Origin of the sequence: Microbacterium sp., from assembly GCF_031179285.1 — a bacterium.
Taxonomy (GTDB): Bacteria; Actinomycetota; Actinomycetes; order Actinomycetales; family Microbacteriaceae; genus Microbacterium.
Window position 1 is genome coordinate 1 of the sequence record NZ_JAPSHY010000017.1, and the last position, 13971, is coordinate 13971.

Sequence of the window (13971 nt, forward strand, 5' to 3'; positions counted from 1 at the left end):
GTCCGATCATCTCCTCGTACCGCGAGGGTCTGTCGGTGGCGGAGTACTTCATCGCGACGCACGGTACCCGTAAGGGTCTGGCCGACACCGCTCTGCGTACCGCCGACTCGGGTTACCTGACCCGTCGCCTCGTGGATGTCTCGCAGGACGTCATCATCCGCGAAGAGGACTGTGGCACGTCGAAGGGCCTCGCGCTCCCGATCGCCGCTCCCAACTCGCAGGGTGAGCTGGTGCGCGACGCGAACGTCGAGAACTCGGTGTTCGCCCGTACGCTCGCCTCCGACGTCGTGAACGACGCCGGCGAGGTTCTCGCCGCTGCCGGCGACGACGTGGGCGACGTGCTCATCGACAAGCTGGTCGCCCTGGGCGTCGAGAGCATCAAGGTGCGCTCGGTGCTGACCTGCGACTCGGCCGTCGGTGTCTGCGCGCAGTGCTACGGCCGTTCGCTGGCCACCGGAAAGACCGTCGACATCGGCGAGGCCGTCGGCATCATCGCGGCCCAGTCGATCGGTGAGCCCGGTACCCAGCTGACGATGCGCACCTTCCACACCGGCGGTTCGGCATCGGCGGATGACATCACCCAGGGTCTGCCCCGTGTGCAGGAGCTGTTCGAGGCGCGTACTCCCAAGGGCGCGTCGCCGATCGCCGAGGCAGACGGTCGCATCACGATCGACGAGACCGACAAGGGCAAGAAGGTCATCCTGACGCCCGACAGCGGCGACGAGGCAGTGGTCTACCCGGTGCTGAAGCGTGCGACGCTTCTCGTCGAGGACGGTCAGCACGTCACGGTCGGTCAGCCGATCCTGGTCGGAACGCTCGACCCGAAGGAGATCATGCGCGTCATGGGCGCCCGCGAGGTGCAGCGTTACCTCGTCGGCGGCGTCCAGGGCGTGTACCGCTCGCAGGGTGTGCCGATCCACGACAAGCACATCGAGGTCATCGTCCGTCAGATGCTCCGCAAGGTCACCGTCGTCGATCACGCCGACACGACCCTGCTCCCGGGTGAGATGGTCGACCTCAAGCGCTACCAGGCGATCAACCGCGAGGCCGTGGCCGAGGGCAAGCGCCCGGCGTCGGGTCGTCCCGAGCTGATGGGTATCACGAAGGCGTCGCTCGCGACGGAGTCGTGGCTGTCGGCCGCTTCCTTCCAGGAGACGACCCGCGTGCTCACCGAGGCCGCCATGCAGGGCAAGCGCGATCCGCTGGTCGGTCTCAAGGAGAACGTCATCATCGGAAAGCTCATCCCCGCGGGAACGGGCCTTGCGAAGTACCGCAACGTCACGGTGGAGGCGACCGAGGAAGCCAAGAGCGAGCGCTACCCGAACCGGATCTTCGCATCCGACGGTGCGTACGCCGACGGCGACTTCGGTTACGTCGACTTCGACGCGTTCTCGACCGACGACATCACCCCCGGTACCTATAACTGAGGTGTGACGACGTGACGAAGGCCCCGGGGTTCGCCCCGGGGCCTTCTTCGTGTTCTCGGGGATGCCGCGTGGCGCGTCGGTCTAGCGTCTGCGTCGTCGGTCCCGCGTCTGCGGCGTCGGTCTCGTGTCTGCGGCGTCGGTCTCGCGTCTGCGTCGTCGAGTTCACGCGATGTCGCCGAGTGCGCGCCAAATTCGCGTCTATAACGCGTGCACTCGGCAGGATGCCGTGCACTCGGCGTCGCGCGGGAGCCTGGCCGGCGTCGCGCGCGAGCCCGGTCGGCGCTACTCGAAGAGGTGCTCCACGATGCTGGAGGTGTATCCCGACGGTGACAGGTTCGAATAGCGCGTGTCGATCAGCACGTCGTCGCGCCAGAACAGGGTGCGCCCGTCGGTGACCGGATACTGCTCGTTCGGCCAGGTCTTCTCGCAGCGCGTGCCGCCGTCGGGGGTGAAGCAGGAGAAGCCCTCGTCGTCGGCCAGGGCGTTGAGCATGTCGAGCGCCGGCCCGCGGTTCATCGCCGAGATCGTCGTGACGAGACGGGTCGTGTCTGCGCGGGGGTCTGCCCAGACGCAGGTGAGCGTTCCGTCGGATCCCACGCCCGACGGGCCGAAGGCGGCGTCGTTCAGCGGCACGCCGTCGAGCTGGGCGAGCACGTCCTCCGAGAGGATGGCGCGGCAGTCGGTGGGAAGGTCTGTGGCCTTGTTCGTCGCGGTCGGCTTCGGGGTCGCGGATGCCGATTCTTCCGGGTCCGGTGACGGCGTCGATGTCGCGCTCGGCGACCCGCTCGGATCCACTCCGCCCGGCGCCTGGGTGCCGCAGCCGACGAGGACGACGCTGAGCAGCAGTGCGACAGCACCTGCGGAGACTCGTGCATTCATGGGCACACCGTACCGCTCCCGGAACTGGCGGGGGATAGGGCCCGGCAGCGCGTCGCGATAGTCTCGGCGGATGAGTCTCCCGCAGCCTGCTTCCCGCGTCGTCGTCATCGGCGACGCCCTCATCGATGAGATCCGCGATCACGCCGGCGTGCGCGAACTCGTCGGCGGCGCGGCGCTGAACGTCGCGGTGGGCCTGCGGCGTCTCGGCGTCTCGAGCACCCTGATCGCCATGGTCGGCGATGATGAGGCGGGCGATCACATCCGCGAGTACTTGCGAGATCACGACGTGAAGCTCATCTCGAGCGCGGCGCCCGCCGGTTCCTCCCGCGCGATCGTGCAGCGCACGTCGAACGGCGAGCCCGAGTACGTCTTCAACGAGGCGGCGCAGCAGCGGAGCATCCGGTACTCCGACGAGGCGAAGCGGGCCATCGCTGGTGCCGGTGTCGTCGCCGTCAGCTGCTTCCCCTTCGACGTACCGGCTGAGGTCGATGCTCTCGCCGACGCCGTGACGGGTGCACGGCTGGCGATCGACCCGAATCCGCGAGCGGGCATGCTCGCCGACAGGGAGGAATTCGTGCGGGGCTTCGAGCGGGTCGCGGCCGGCGCCGACCTGGTGAAGGTCGGTGCGGATGACGCCACGCTGCTGTACGGCAGCGAACTGGACGCGCTGCGATCGCGGCTGCGGTCTCTCGGCGCCGGGGCCGTGTTGGCCACGGCGGGCGCGGACGGAGCGATCATCGAGACGGATGCCGGCACGGTCGAAGCTCCCATCTCGGTGCTGCCCGGCGCCGTAGTCGACACGGTCGGAGCGGGCGATGCGACGCTGGCGGCGGTGGCCGCGGGGCTCGTCGACGCGTCTCCTCAGAACCTGGAGGAGTGGGGATCGCTCCTCGGCCGAGCGATGGATGTCGCTGCCGCGACGTGCCGCGGCGAGGGCGGTCTGCTGCGCACTCCGGAGTCGCTCGAAGACGCCGAGCGCGGCGTCTTCGGCAGCTGAGGCTCGATTTCATCCACCTGCCCGGGGCGGGTATGATGATTCTTCGTGCCCCCGGTTGGCTGTTCAAGTCGGACGGGTGCGCATTGGCGAGTTACCCTAGCGGCCAAAGGGATCTGACTGTAAATCAGACGGCTCAGCCTTCGGGGGTTCGAATCCCTCACTCGCCACCACACTCGACGAAGGGCCCCGCAGCGCGGGGCCCTTCGTCGTCCCACTCCGAAGCCGTCGGAATGCGTGACACCGAGGCCCCGCATCCGCCACACTGAGTCCCATGGGATCAGCGTTGACCACCATCGGACTGCCTGTCGCACTGGGCATCATCATGCTGGGCCTCGGGCTCAGCCTCACCCTCGCCGATTTCGCGCGGGTGCTGAAGCAGCCGAAGGCGGTGATCATCGCGCTGGCGTGCCAGCTCATCCTGCTGCCGGCGATCTGCTTCGGCTTGGTGCTGCTCTTCCAGCTGCCGCCGGTGCTGGCCGTCGGCATGATGATGCTCGCGGCGTCTCCCGGTGGCACGACGGCGAACCTCTACAGTCACCTGTTCCGCGGCGACATCGCCCTGAACATCTCACTCACCGCCGTCAACTCGGTGATCGCGGTCATCACGCTGCCGATCATCACGAACCTCGCCATCGCGTACTTCCGGCCCTTCGACGATCGACTGGGCCTGCAGTGGGCGAAGGCGCTCGAGGTGTTCGCGATCGTGCTGCTGCCTGTGGCCGTCGGCATGCTGATCCGGCGGTTCAAGCCGCGCTTCGCCGATGCGATGGACAAGCCGGTGCGGATCGCCTCGGTCGTCATCCTCATCGTCGTCATCGCAGGTGCGGTCGCCTCGAACTGGGCGCTGCTCGTCGACAACTTCGCCCGGCTGGCGCTCATCACCCTGCTGTTCTGCCTCATCAGTCTCGCTGTCGGATTCTTCATGCCACGACTGCTGAAAGTGGGAAAGAGGCAGGCGATCGCGTCGTCGTTCGAGATCGGCATCCACAACGCCACGCTGGCGATTGTGATCGCGCAATCGGTGCTGGGGTCGGTGGAGCTTAGCCTGCCCGCGGCTGTCTACGGTGTGCTGATGTTCTTCGTCGCGTTCGGCTTCGGCTTCCTCATCCGCGATCGGTCCGCGAGCACCCCGACTGCCGTCGAGACAGCGCCGGCCGATCGGCCGGCCGTCGGCTGATCAGCGGTCGATCCAGCCCTGCATCCGCTCGGGGTAGCGGTCGACCGAGGTGTCGAGCCGGTCGGATGCCTCCGTGAGCTCTGCGATCTCACCGGCATCCAGCTCGATCTCGACGGAGCCGGCGTTCTCTTCGAGCCTTTGAAGCTTCGTCGTGCCCGGGATGGGGACGATGGACGGTCGCTGCGCGAGCAGCCAGGCCAGCGCGACCTGCGCGGGCGAGGCATCGCGGCCGCGCGCGATCCGCGTCAGGGCGTCGACGAGACTCTGACCGGACCGCAGGTTCTCCCGCGTGTAGCGGGGGAGGGTCGAACGCGTGTCGTCGTCGCCGAAGGTCGTCGACGCATCGATGGCGCCGGTGAGCACCCCGCGGCCGAGTGGGCTGAAGGGCACGAACCCGATGCCCAGCTCGTCGAGCGTCGGCAGGATCTGGGCCTCCGGCTCGCGCCACCACAGCGAATACTCGCTCTGCAGGGCGGTGACGGGCTGCACGGCGTGCGCCCGGCGGATCGTCGCCGCTCCCGCCTCCGAGAGTCCGAAGCGGGCGACCTTGCCCTCGTCGATGAGCAACTTCACGGTGCCGGCGACGTCCTCGATCGGCACGTCCGGGTCCACACGGTGCTGGTAGAGCAGGTCGATGCGGTCGACTCCGAGCCGCTGCAGTGATGCGTCGACGGTCTGCCTGATGTAGTCCGGCCGGCTGTTCAGGCCCGAGGAGGTGACGCCGTCGTAATCGAAGCCGAATTTGGTGGCGATGACCACCCGGTCCCGCACGGGTGCGAGCGCCTGGCCGACGATCTCCTCGTTCGTGAACGGCCCGTACACCTGGGCGGTGTCGAAGAAGGTGACCCCCAGGTCGACCGCGCGGCGGATCACGTCGATCGCTTCGGCCCGACCGATGTCCTGTCCGTAGCTGTGGCTGAGACCCATGCATCCGAAACCGATGGCCGAGACCTCGAGGCCGTCGCCGAGCGTGCGAGTGATCATGTGCTCTCTCCTCGTGATGAGATGTGATCCGAGCCTACGCACTCCGCACGACGGATCCGATGGAATGTCGTCACCGGCGGAGTTCATAGACTGGAGCGATGCGAGCGCTCACCGAAGCCGATGTCCGGGCTTCGTTCGTCAATGCGGACGAAGCCGAGCTCCGGGTCATGGAGATGCCGCACGATTTCATGCTGGTCGACTGGGACTACCTCGACTTCTTCGCCTGGCGCGATCCGAGTGCCGGCCGGCGCGGCTACGTGCTCATCGAACACGAGGGCCGCGTGATCGGCGTCGTCCTGCGTATCTCGGAGCCAGGGCGCGGCCGTTCGGGCATGTGCAACATCTGCCACACCATGCAGCCCGGCAACCAGGTGGCCCTGCTGTCCGCCCGCCGAGCAGGCAGCGCTGGAGCGCGCGGCGACTCCGTCGGCACCTACATGTGCGCGGATCTGTCGTGCCATGAGAACGTCCGTCTCGCCCACCCGCTCGCCCCGAACGAGATCCGCGCGGCCGGCCAGGTCGATTCCCGACTCGACGGCACCCGGCGACGCATGGAGGCGTTCCTCGTCCGCGCGCTGGAGCACGCCTGATCGCGGTTAGTCTGGGGGCATCCGTCCTGTGCTCGAAGGAGAAGCCGTGAGCGATGCCATCCTGCTGTCTGTGACCGAGGGGATGGCGCGGCTCACGCTGAACCGCCCCACGCGTCTCAACGCCTTCAACGCCGATCTCGCCCACGCGTGGCGCGACGCGACCGCGGAGGCGACGTCACGGTCCGATGTGAAAGCAATCCTCCTCGACGCTGCCGGTCCCGCTTTCTGCGCGGGCGGTGATGTCATCGACATGGCGGCGCGAACCGGCTCGGGAGCCGAGATCACCGCGCTCGCCGAGGTGATCAATGCCGGCATCCGCTCGCTCGCCGAGTCCGCCATCCCGGTCGTCGCCGCAGCATACGGCACGACCGCCGGGGGAGGGCTCGGCATCATGCTGTGCAGCGACTACGCCGTTGTGGGGTCGCGCTCGCGCCTGGGCAGTCTCTATGCCAATATCGGCCTGACGCCCGACCTGTCGGTGTCAGCCCAGCTCGCCCGCGCGGTCGGTGAGCGCCGCGCCCTGCAGCTCGTGCTGCAGGACCGCCTCCTCACCGCGCAGGAGGCTCTCGACTGGGGGCTGGTCGCTGAGGTCGTCGAGGGCACGGATGCCGTCTCTGAAGCCGATCTCGTGCGCGCCCGCGGCGAGGAGATCGCCCGGTTCTGGCTCGCGGGAGCAGCCGACGCGTACGGCAAGGCGAAGCAGCTCGTGCGGTCGCAGCCGCAGCGGACGTTCGCGGAGCAGCTGAGCGAAGAGGCCCGCTCGATCGGTGCGTTCATGGAGACTCCCGACGCGCAGGCACGCATCGCCGCTTTCGCGGCGCAGTCCAGGAAGAGCTGAGCGGATGCCGCGCAGCGGCGAACTCTCCCCAGGCGGCAGGGCCGACACGGGTTCGACCCCTGCGCGTGGCAGTATGAAGGCACCGCCGCTCAACGAGAGGATCGCCATGTCCCAGCCGGAGACCGCGAAGGCCGAGAAGAAGAACACGTCCCTGCTCATCAGAGGCGCCATCTGGATCGCGATCGGCGCGCTGATCGCGGCTGCCATCGTGTGCGTCATCTGGGTGCTGGTCGGCGATCAGGACGGCTTGATCGCCCGGGCGTTCCTGACGATCCTGCTCCTGGCCGCATTCGCCGGGATCGCGATCCTCGAGGCGGGGCTCGCGCCCAATCGGCCCGACTGGCTGGCTCTGGCCAGCATGGTGTCGTGGATCGTCGCGCTCCTCGTGGGCGCGGTGAAGATCTGGCTCCCGGATGATGAGGACTACTTCGGCGGAGCGGAGCGGTTCTTCCAGCTGCTGCTGGTGGTCGGCATCCTGCAGCTGGCGCTGCTGCACGTGCGGCTGTACACCCCGGCGGCAAAGCGCCACGTCACGACCTTCACCCGGGTGATCTACATCGTCACGCTGGTGTTCCTGGTCGCGCTCGTCGCCATGCTCGTCTTCTTCCTGACCTTCCCGCATACTTTCGACTACGTCGAGCTGTACTGGCGCATCGTCGTCGCGCTGACCATCCTCGCCGCCGTCGGAACGACGCTCGTGCCGTTGCTGAACGCGCTGTTCGCCCCGAAGAAGCGGCCGGTCGCCGCCGCGGGCGCGCCCACTGGCGCTCCGTCGTGGCCGACGTACGCCGACGGGTTCACTCCGCTTCCCGTGCTCGCGGACGGACAGCCCGACTGGAACGCGTACTACACCGGCTACCCGACGGCACCGCAGCAGCAGTCGCTTCCAGCGGCACCGGCTCCGCAGTTCCCGACCGTTCCGGCGGCTCCCGTCGCAGCCGCTCCCGCGGCCGTGCCGCCGGCGCCCGAGGCACCTGTGTCGGCGGAACCGCCGGCGCCCGCTGCTCCCGACGCGCCTCCGGTGCCACCCGCACCGCCGGCTCCCGCCGCGGGTGATCACACGGCGTTCCCGCCTCCTCCGCCCGCGGCCCCTTCCGCGCAGCAGTGAGTCTCGAACTCGACCTGCGGGATCTCGCCGCCGACATCGCACGTGAGGCGGGGGAGCTCGCTCGCCGGCGACGCCAGGAGGGCGTGAGTCTGGCCGCGACCAAGACGACGCTCTCCGACATCGTCACCGAGGCCGACCGCGAGGTCGAAGAGCTGATCCGCACGCGACTGCGCGCCGAGCGCCCGGGAGACGGCTTCCTCGGCGAGGAGTCGGGCGCGGCGAGCAGCGAGACCGGCATCACCTGGGTCGTCGATCCCATCGACGGCACGGTGAACTACGCCTACGGCATCCCGTTGTACAACGTCAGCATCGCGGCCGTGCGCGGAGTCGTCGAACCCGGGTCGTGGGAAGCACTGGCCGCGGCCGTCGTCGCTCCCGCTCTGGGAGAACTCTTCACCGCCGCCCGCGGCGAGGGGTCATGGCTCGACGGGGTCCGTCTCGCGGTCTCCACCGAGGTGCCGGCCGGCGCCCTGCTCGGGACGGGTTTCGGGTACGACCCGGAGACGCACGACGGCGATCTGCTGACGGTACGACGCGTGATGACCATGGCGCGCGATCTTCGCCGGATGGGCGCTGCAGCGCTCGACCTCGCGTATGTCGCCGCGGGGCGGCTCGACGGCTATCTCGAGCGCGGGCTGAAGCCGTGGGACATGGCGGCCGGGGCTCTTCTGGTCGAGGAGGCGGGCGGACGAGTGTCGCTGCTCGACGTCGAGTCGCCGCGGCCGATGCTGGTCGCGGGCGGTACGCTCGTGCATGGTCGCCTTCTGAACCTGCTCGCCGAGGAATCATGAGCGCGCTCATGGCATTCCCAGCACGAGCAGGGTAGTGTTTATCCGATCGTTACTTTCGCCTTCCCGAGAGGTGAGAGTTGAGTAAGCGCCCCTGAGCTTGACGTACGACCCCGAGAGAACAGTTTTGCCCTTCGAGAATTCCCAGGCTGCCCCTGCGCCCACGCGCCGTGCCAGCCGACTCCGCAACGCGGCCGCAGAGGCCCCTGCGGCGGGAACGACGGCAGCCGGCTTCGCCGCGCCGGCCCCCGCCCCCGTTGGTTCAGAGTCCTCGGCATCCGCGTTCGTAATGTCCCGCCGCGCCGCCCGCCTCCGCGCGGCCGCCGCCGCGTCTGAGACGACGCCGGGCGAGTCGGTCGCCCCCGAGCCCGCCGGTTCAACCGGCGCGACGGCGGATGCTGTCGCGCCCGAGGCTCCGACCGCGGACACTCCGGTCGCCGAGACCCCGGTCGCCGGGATGCCGACCTCTGAGGAGATCGACGCCTTCGAAGAGGCTGCCCGTGCATTCCGCATCGGTGAGCAGCCCGCCCAGGCTGCTGCTGCCCCCGAGCCTCAGACGACGGAGACTGCCGCCGCACCCGTGCACGTCGCTCCGCGGCGTTCGGGTGGCACGCGCCGTTTCGTCACCATCGGCGCGACCCTCGGTGTCATGAGCATCGCGGGTCTCCTCGCAGTGTCAATGACACTCCCGGCGGAGGCGCTGGCGGTTGCGAGCGATCCGCAGGCCGCCGCCGCGACCTCACTCGTCACCGCATCCAAGGTCGACGGCCGCAGCGGAGCGAGCGACGAGGAGATCCAGGCCTACGTCGCGTCGTCCGACGTGCAGAACGAATCGCTCGCGCGCGCCGAGGAGTTCACCACGGTGTCGCTGCTCGACATCGCCGCCGAGCAGGGGATCAAGTTCTCGAGCGACGTCTACACGAACGACCCCGAGGCCGCGATCCAGTGGCCGTTCATGGTCGGCGTCGGAATGACCTGGGGCTACGGCATGCGCGACGGGCGGCTTCACGCCGGCATTGACTTCGTGCCCGGTAACGGCGCTCCAATCCAGGCGATCGCCGACGGCACCGTGCGCACGGCGACCGAGCAGGGCGGCGGCTACGGCGTCACGGTCTACATCGATCACGTGATCGACGGACAGGTCATCACGAGCCACTACTCGCACATGCAGTACGGCTCGCTCAAGGTCAAGGCCGGCGACACCGTGAAGGTCGGCGACATCGTCGGTCTGACCGGCAACACCGGCCGTTCCTACGGCGCTCACCTGCACTTCGAGCTCATCGTCAACGGGTCGACGATCGACCCGATGCCGTGGCTCAACAAGAACGCCGGTCGATACTCGTATTGACCGCCTCGGTTTCATGAGAACGCCGGAGTGATGGTATTCTCGTGTGGTTGCCCCGCGAGGGGCAGCACGCCCCGATAGCTCAGTGGCAGAGCACTTCCATGGTAAGGAAGGGGTCGTCAGTTCAATCCTGACTCGGGGCTCGCAAGCATTCTTCTCATGGGACGGATGCCTCGCGGCAGGGTAGCTCAGCTGGTCAGAGCGCACGACTCATAATCGTGAGGTCGCGGGTTCAAGCCCCGCTCCTGCTACAGAAGTGTTGATGAAGCCCCGGATTCGTCCGGGGCTTTTTCTGGCTCCGCCGGCCGCAGCATCGCACCCTTTATTCGAGGATCGCGATGATGAGCCAGAGTGTCCAATGCGCCCACTCGCCCGCACTGGTCGGCGGATGGCAGAGTTCGGCGATCGTCTGCGGGTTCCGGGTCGCAAGAAAGTCCCTCATACCGATGAGGAGTGCCCGCGGTCGGTGGAAACCGACATAGTCATACTGGCGTCTCATGCGAGGGATAAGGCCCCGCTGAGAAGCTTCGCGGACACGCTGGCCGAAACAGGTCTTCACGCAGACCATAGGTCGTTCGAAACGACCAGATCGGACACAGGCCGAACAATCGGGCAGCAGCCGCCAACAGCTCCGTCGCTACGCTTTGAACATGGATGACGAGAGCGGCGGACTTTCAAAGTCGGGCTGGGGGAAGTTCGCGAGGGACTTCATTCCTCAAACCCACCGACATCTGCCGATGCTGCGGCTGTATCTTCCGTTCCACGATGGCGCAGCCGATGTCGACACAGAGCTGGGTCGCTGGTCGCGGTACGTCGACGTCGAGGAACAGCCAGCGTCGGTCGATTGGTTTGAAGCCACCGCTCACATCGCCGATGAAGATTCCGGCGTCCGCGAGTTGACCTCATGCATGGGCGAACTGGACGCTTCCACCGCAGCCGCGCTCCGCGACGCGATCGGCGACATCGCGATGCGCTGCCTCCGATGGGTGGGCTATGGCGAAACTCCGCTTGATTCCCCGGCAACCCGCGTGTTCGACGAGGACTATTTCGAGGCCGACCTCGGCCCTGACGATGTGCGCCCGGATCGCAGAGTCCCGGAGTTCGCGTGGGACTCCGCCGGGCGCCTCGTATGGGGCAGTCGGCTGTATCCGGATTCGCTCATCGTCGCCGCCGAGCTGCCCATCTTCCGGCAGCTGCGTAACGACCCACGCATCGATAGCGCAACGGTCAGGTCGGAGCGCGACGTCCTCCCGCGAAGCGCGGGGGATTGAGGCAGAAGGTCTCGTGGACACCTCGCCTGGCGTCTGCTAACAATGACCTATGCCAAACACGGACATGACACTCATCGATCTCGACACCGACGACGAACGCTGGGCGCTCGCGTTTCCGGTGCTGCAGGAGCTCCGCCCGCACCTGACGCAAGAACTGCTACGGCAGGTGCTCGCCGAGGGGACTGCGCAGGGTCTGCGATTCACCGCCGTCTTCGACGGAGATCGCTGTGTCGCGGTCGCGGGGTGGCGTGTACTGGTCACGACGCACGTGCTGCGGAAGCTGCACATCGACGATCTCGCAACCGCTTCGGGCGAACGCTCCAAGGGGTACGGTTCGACGCTCCTCAACGCGCTCATCCACCGGGCGAGAGATCTCGGATGCGGGCGCGTCGAGCTGAACTCGGCCGTCCACCGTCACTCCGCCCATCGGTTCTATCTCCGGGAGCGGTTGGACATCGACGCACACCACTTCGGCCTGCAGCTGTCCTGAAAGCCCCCGGCGGCTGCGCGGCCGCCCCTTACACGATCGCGCGCAGCCCTTCGGCGAGGGGCGTGGTTGGGCGGCCGATGAGGCGGGAGAGCGTGCCGTCGGTATCGCCGAGTGCGCCACCTCGGATGCCGGCATCCAGCGCCGTCACGAACCCGATCGTTCCCTCATCGAGACCCGCCGCCTCCAGCATCCGTGCGTGCTCCTCTGTCGAAAGCGACGTGTACGCGACGGGCGCGCCGGTCACCTCGGTGATGGCGGCCGCGAGATCATCGAAGTCCCAGGCGACGTCGCCGGCGAGCTCGTACACAGCGCCGATGTGGCCGTCTTCGAGGAGCACGACCGCGGCGGCATCCGCGAAGTCCCGGCGACTGGCCGAGGCGACCCTGCCCTCACCCACGCTTGCCGCGAGCACCCCGGACTGCGTCGCCTGCGCGACGGCCGCCGCATAGTTCTCGGTGTACCAGTTGTTGCGCAGGATCACCGCGGGAAGACCGGAGGCGGCGATTAGCTCCTCCGTTGCCCTGTGCTCGGGCGCCAGAATCAGATCGCTGGTCGTCGCCTTCGGCGCACTCGTGTAGACGAGCTTCGAGACGCCGGCCTCGGCCGCAGCCTCTATCACCGCGCGATGCTGCGGCACGCGCTTGCCGACCTCCGAGCCCGAGATGAGCAGCACGCTCGCCGCACCGTCGACGGCGGCCGTGACGGTCTCAGGCCGGTCGTAGTCGAGTTCGACGACGCGTACACCGCCGGCTGCCAGATCATTGCCCTTGCCGACCTCCCGCGCTCCGGCGACGATGTCGCTCGCGTCGACGCCGCGCGCGAGCAGGCTGTCGATAACGAGGCGACCGAGCTGACCGGTCGCACCGGTGATGAGAATGGTCATGGCGAAGTCCTTTCGTGGATGATCGTCGGGGACAACCGGCGCCGGTTGCCAAACCTTCCACGTGACAGGTACCCACTTTGATGTAAGGTACATACGCCATGGTTAGTTTTGCGGGAATAAGAGAGTCGTCACCCCAGATCTTCGATCAAGGGTGCGGCACTCGAGTGGTGCTCGACCACATCATGAGCAAGTGGGGTGTGCTCGTGCTGGCCTCGCTGTCGGACGGCACCCGACGTTGGGGCGAGCTCCGACGTGAGGTCGACGGCATCAGCGAGAAGATGCTCGCCTCGACGCTGCGCACGCTCGCCGCCGACGGGCTGGTGCATCGAGAATCCCTTCCGACCGTGCCGCCACACGTCGAGTACAGTCTGACTCCGCTGGGGCGCGACCTCATGGAGCGCATGCTGCCGCTGATCGAATGGGTGGCGCACAACGCCGACGGGATGCTGGGCCGCTCGCGCTGACAGCGCTCAACCAGTCGACGAGCTGCGCGCGCCCCGCGGCGCGCTCGGCGCCCACCTCAGCCAGACCTCCCCGGCGATCACATGCATGCCGAGGGCGAGCCAGAAGGCGACGGCGAAACTGTCGCTGAGCGGCATGGCGTCCACTGCGACGAAGAGACCGACCCACAGTCGGATGGTGCCCACACCGAGCCCGACCGCGAAGGCTCGGATCATCCACCGTCGGTGCTGTTGCACATCTCTGCGGCGTATTGCCGTGTAGGCACGAACAAGACACACCAGAAACCACGAGCCGAAGACGGCGGTGGCCAGCGACTGGAAGGCACCGCCGAACGAGAAGGGGATGCCGAAGGCGAGCGCAAACACGCCACTGATGAGTCCGCAGAGAAGGAGTACGCGGCCCAGTGCTCGGTGGATTGAGAGGTGCCGCTGCCGGAATCCGCGGTGCAGTTGGATCGGCGCCCCCACCAGGTAGATCACGCCCGGGATGATGTGCAGGTACGCAAGCCAGCTCGCTGCGACGTACCTGGCCTCGAAGTCGTCGGACTCCGGTGGCTGTCCGCTCAGGATCATCGGCAGATCGGTCGCGACACGGATGCCCGCGAAGACGAGGGTGATCGCGATGAGTGTGCCGATCACGAGCCAAACCCCGGCCATGATGGCATCGCGGGTGGCGCTTCGGGTGGCGATGCGGGGTGTCACTCCGGCGCTCCCATGGAGCGAACATACGAAC

The 13971-nt window shown here is 67.7% G+C and carries 14 protein-coding genes, 3 tRNA genes and 1 pseudogene; 14 read left to right on the forward strand and 4 right to left on the reverse strand.

Going from position 1 to position 13971, the window contains the following annotated elements; all coding sequences use genetic code 11:
* A pseudogene (locus RIN18_RS11535) lies at positions 1-1427 on the forward strand (DNA-directed RNA polymerase subunit beta'); the annotation flags it as partial.
* A gap of 282 nt (positions 1428-1709) precedes the next feature.
* Here RIN18_RS11535 and RIN18_RS11540 read toward each other — a convergent pair.
* Positions 1710-2306, reverse strand: coding sequence for a hypothetical protein (locus RIN18_RS11540; protein WP_309104123.1), 597 nt, complete (start codon positions 2304-2306; stop codon positions 1710-1712).
* A 70-nt stretch (positions 2307-2376) separates the two neighbouring features.
* Between RIN18_RS11540 and RIN18_RS11545 the strand changes: the two genes are divergently transcribed.
* From RIN18_RS11545 to RIN18_RS11555, 3 genes are all read left to right on the forward strand, one after another.
* Positions 2377-3303, forward strand: coding sequence for a PfkB family carbohydrate kinase (locus RIN18_RS11545; RefSeq protein ID WP_309104124.1), 927 nt, complete (start codon positions 2377-2379; stop codon positions 3301-3303).
* Positions 3304-3388: 85 nt separating this feature from the next.
* Positions 3389-3473, forward strand: a tRNA-Tyr gene (locus RIN18_RS11550).
* 113 nt (positions 3474-3586) lie between these two features.
* Positions 3587-4480 (forward strand): bile acid:sodium symporter family protein, encoded by an 894-nt coding sequence (locus RIN18_RS11555; protein WP_309104125.1) that lies wholly within the window; start codon positions 3587-3589, stop codon positions 4478-4480.
* On the opposite strand, the gene RIN18_RS11560 is transcribed toward RIN18_RS11555, so the two are convergent.
* The gene (locus RIN18_RS11560; protein ID WP_309104126.1) at positions 4481-5464 is read right to left on the reverse strand and encodes an aldo/keto reductase; all 984 of its coding nucleotides are present in this window, start codon (positions 5462-5464) and stop codon (positions 4481-4483) included.
* A gap of 98 nt (positions 5465-5562) precedes the next feature.
* Here RIN18_RS11560 and RIN18_RS11565 point away from each other — a divergent pair, with 98 nt between their 5' ends.
* The 9 genes from RIN18_RS11565 (at position 5563) to RIN18_RS11605 (ending at position 11894) form a co-directional block, all read left to right on the forward strand.
* The gene (locus tag RIN18_RS11565; RefSeq protein WP_309104127.1) at positions 5563-6054 is read left to right on the forward strand and encodes an FBP domain-containing protein; all 492 of its coding nucleotides are present in this window, start codon (positions 5563-5565) and stop codon (positions 6052-6054) included.
* Positions 6055-6100: 46 nt separating this feature from the next.
* Positions 6101-6892, forward strand: a complete 792-nt coding sequence (locus tag RIN18_RS11570) for an enoyl-CoA hydratase/isomerase family protein (RefSeq protein ID WP_309104128.1) — start codon at positions 6101-6103, stop codon at positions 6890-6892.
* Positions 6893-6998: 106 nt separating this feature from the next.
* A complete protein-coding gene (locus tag RIN18_RS11575; RefSeq protein WP_309104129.1) occupies positions 6999-8000 on the forward strand; it encodes a hypothetical protein in 1002 nt (333 codons plus the stop codon).
* Complete coding sequence (locus RIN18_RS11580) at positions 7997-8791, forward strand: inositol monophosphatase family protein (protein WP_309104130.1); 795 nt, start codon at positions 7997-7999, stop codon at positions 8789-8791. Before RIN18_RS11575 ends, RIN18_RS11580 begins: the two co-directional genes overlap by 4 nt.
* Before the next feature lie 286 nt (positions 8792-9077).
* Entirely contained in the window at positions 9078-10136 is a 1059-nt protein-coding gene (locus RIN18_RS11585; RefSeq protein WP_309104131.1) for a M23 family metallopeptidase, read from the forward strand.
* A 68-nt stretch (positions 10137-10204) separates the two neighbouring features.
* Positions 10205-10276, forward strand: a tRNA-Thr gene (locus tag RIN18_RS11590).
* A gap of 34 nt (positions 10277-10310) precedes the next feature.
* A tRNA-Met gene (locus RIN18_RS11595) sits at positions 10311-10384 on the forward strand.
* Between the two features lie 399 nt (positions 10385-10783).
* Positions 10784-11404, forward strand: coding sequence for a hypothetical protein (locus tag RIN18_RS11600; protein WP_309104132.1), 621 nt, complete (start codon positions 10784-10786; stop codon positions 11402-11404).
* Between the two features lie 49 nt (positions 11405-11453).
* Positions 11454-11894 (forward strand): GNAT family N-acetyltransferase, encoded by a 441-nt coding sequence (locus RIN18_RS11605; RefSeq protein WP_309104133.1) that lies wholly within the window; start codon positions 11454-11456, stop codon positions 11892-11894.
* A gap of 28 nt (positions 11895-11922) precedes the next feature.
* On the opposite strand, the gene RIN18_RS11610 is transcribed toward RIN18_RS11605, so the two are convergent.
* On the reverse strand, positions 11923-12777 hold the full coding sequence (locus RIN18_RS11610; protein ID WP_309104134.1) for an SDR family oxidoreductase: 855 nt from the start codon (positions 12775-12777) through the stop codon (positions 11923-11925).
* Positions 12778-12875: 98 nt separating this feature from the next.
* Between RIN18_RS11610 and RIN18_RS11615 the strand changes: the two genes are divergently transcribed.
* The gene (locus tag RIN18_RS11615) at positions 12876-13241 is read left to right on the forward strand and encodes a helix-turn-helix domain-containing protein (RefSeq protein ID WP_309104135.1); all 366 of its coding nucleotides are present in this window, start codon (positions 12876-12878) and stop codon (positions 13239-13241) included.
* 6 nt (positions 13242-13247) lie between these two features.
* Here RIN18_RS11615 and RIN18_RS11620 read toward each other — a convergent pair whose 3' ends face one another.
* Entirely contained in the window at positions 13248-13940 is a 693-nt protein-coding gene (locus tag RIN18_RS11620; RefSeq protein WP_309104136.1) for a DUF2306 domain-containing protein, read from the reverse strand.
* Positions 13941-13971: the final 31 nt, after the last annotated feature.

Excerpts from the sequence above, each read along its gene's own strand:
- RIN18_RS11585 (WP_309104131.1), top strand. The coding sequence starts at position 9,078 with ATGTCCCGCCGCGCCGCCCGCCTCCGCGCGGCCGCCGCCGCGTCTGAG.
- RIN18_RS11575 (WP_309104129.1), top strand. The coding sequence starts at position 6,999 with ATGTCCCAGCCGGAGACCGCGAAGGCCGAGAAGAAGAACACGTCCCTG.
- RIN18_RS11545 (WP_309104124.1), top strand. The coding sequence starts at position 2,377 with ATGAGTCTCCCGCAGCCTGCTTCCCGCGTCGTCGTCATCGGCGACGCC.
- RIN18_RS11600 (WP_309104132.1), top strand. The coding sequence starts at position 10,784 with ATGGATGACGAGAGCGGCGGACTTTCAAAGTCGGGCTGGGGGAAGTTC.
- RIN18_RS11565 (WP_309104127.1), top strand. The coding sequence starts at position 5,563 with ATGCGAGCGCTCACCGAAGCCGATGTCCGGGCTTCGTTCGTCAATGCG.
- RIN18_RS11560 (WP_309104126.1), bottom strand. The coding sequence starts at position 5,464 with ATGATCACTCGCACGCTCGGCGACGGCCTCGAGGTCTCGGCCATCGGT.
- RIN18_RS11610 (WP_309104134.1), bottom strand. The coding sequence starts at position 12,777 with ATGACCATTCTCATCACCGGTGCGACCGGTCAGCTCGGTCGCCTCGTT.
- RIN18_RS11605 (WP_309104133.1), top strand. The coding sequence starts at position 11,454 with ATGCCAAACACGGACATGACACTCATCGATCTCGACACCGACGACGAA.
- RIN18_RS11615 (WP_309104135.1), top strand. The coding sequence starts at position 12,876 with ATGGTTAGTTTTGCGGGAATAAGAGAGTCGTCACCCCAGATCTTCGAT.
- RIN18_RS11540 (WP_309104123.1), bottom strand. The coding sequence starts at position 2,306 with ATGAATGCACGAGTCTCCGCAGGTGCTGTCGCACTGCTGCTCAGCGTC.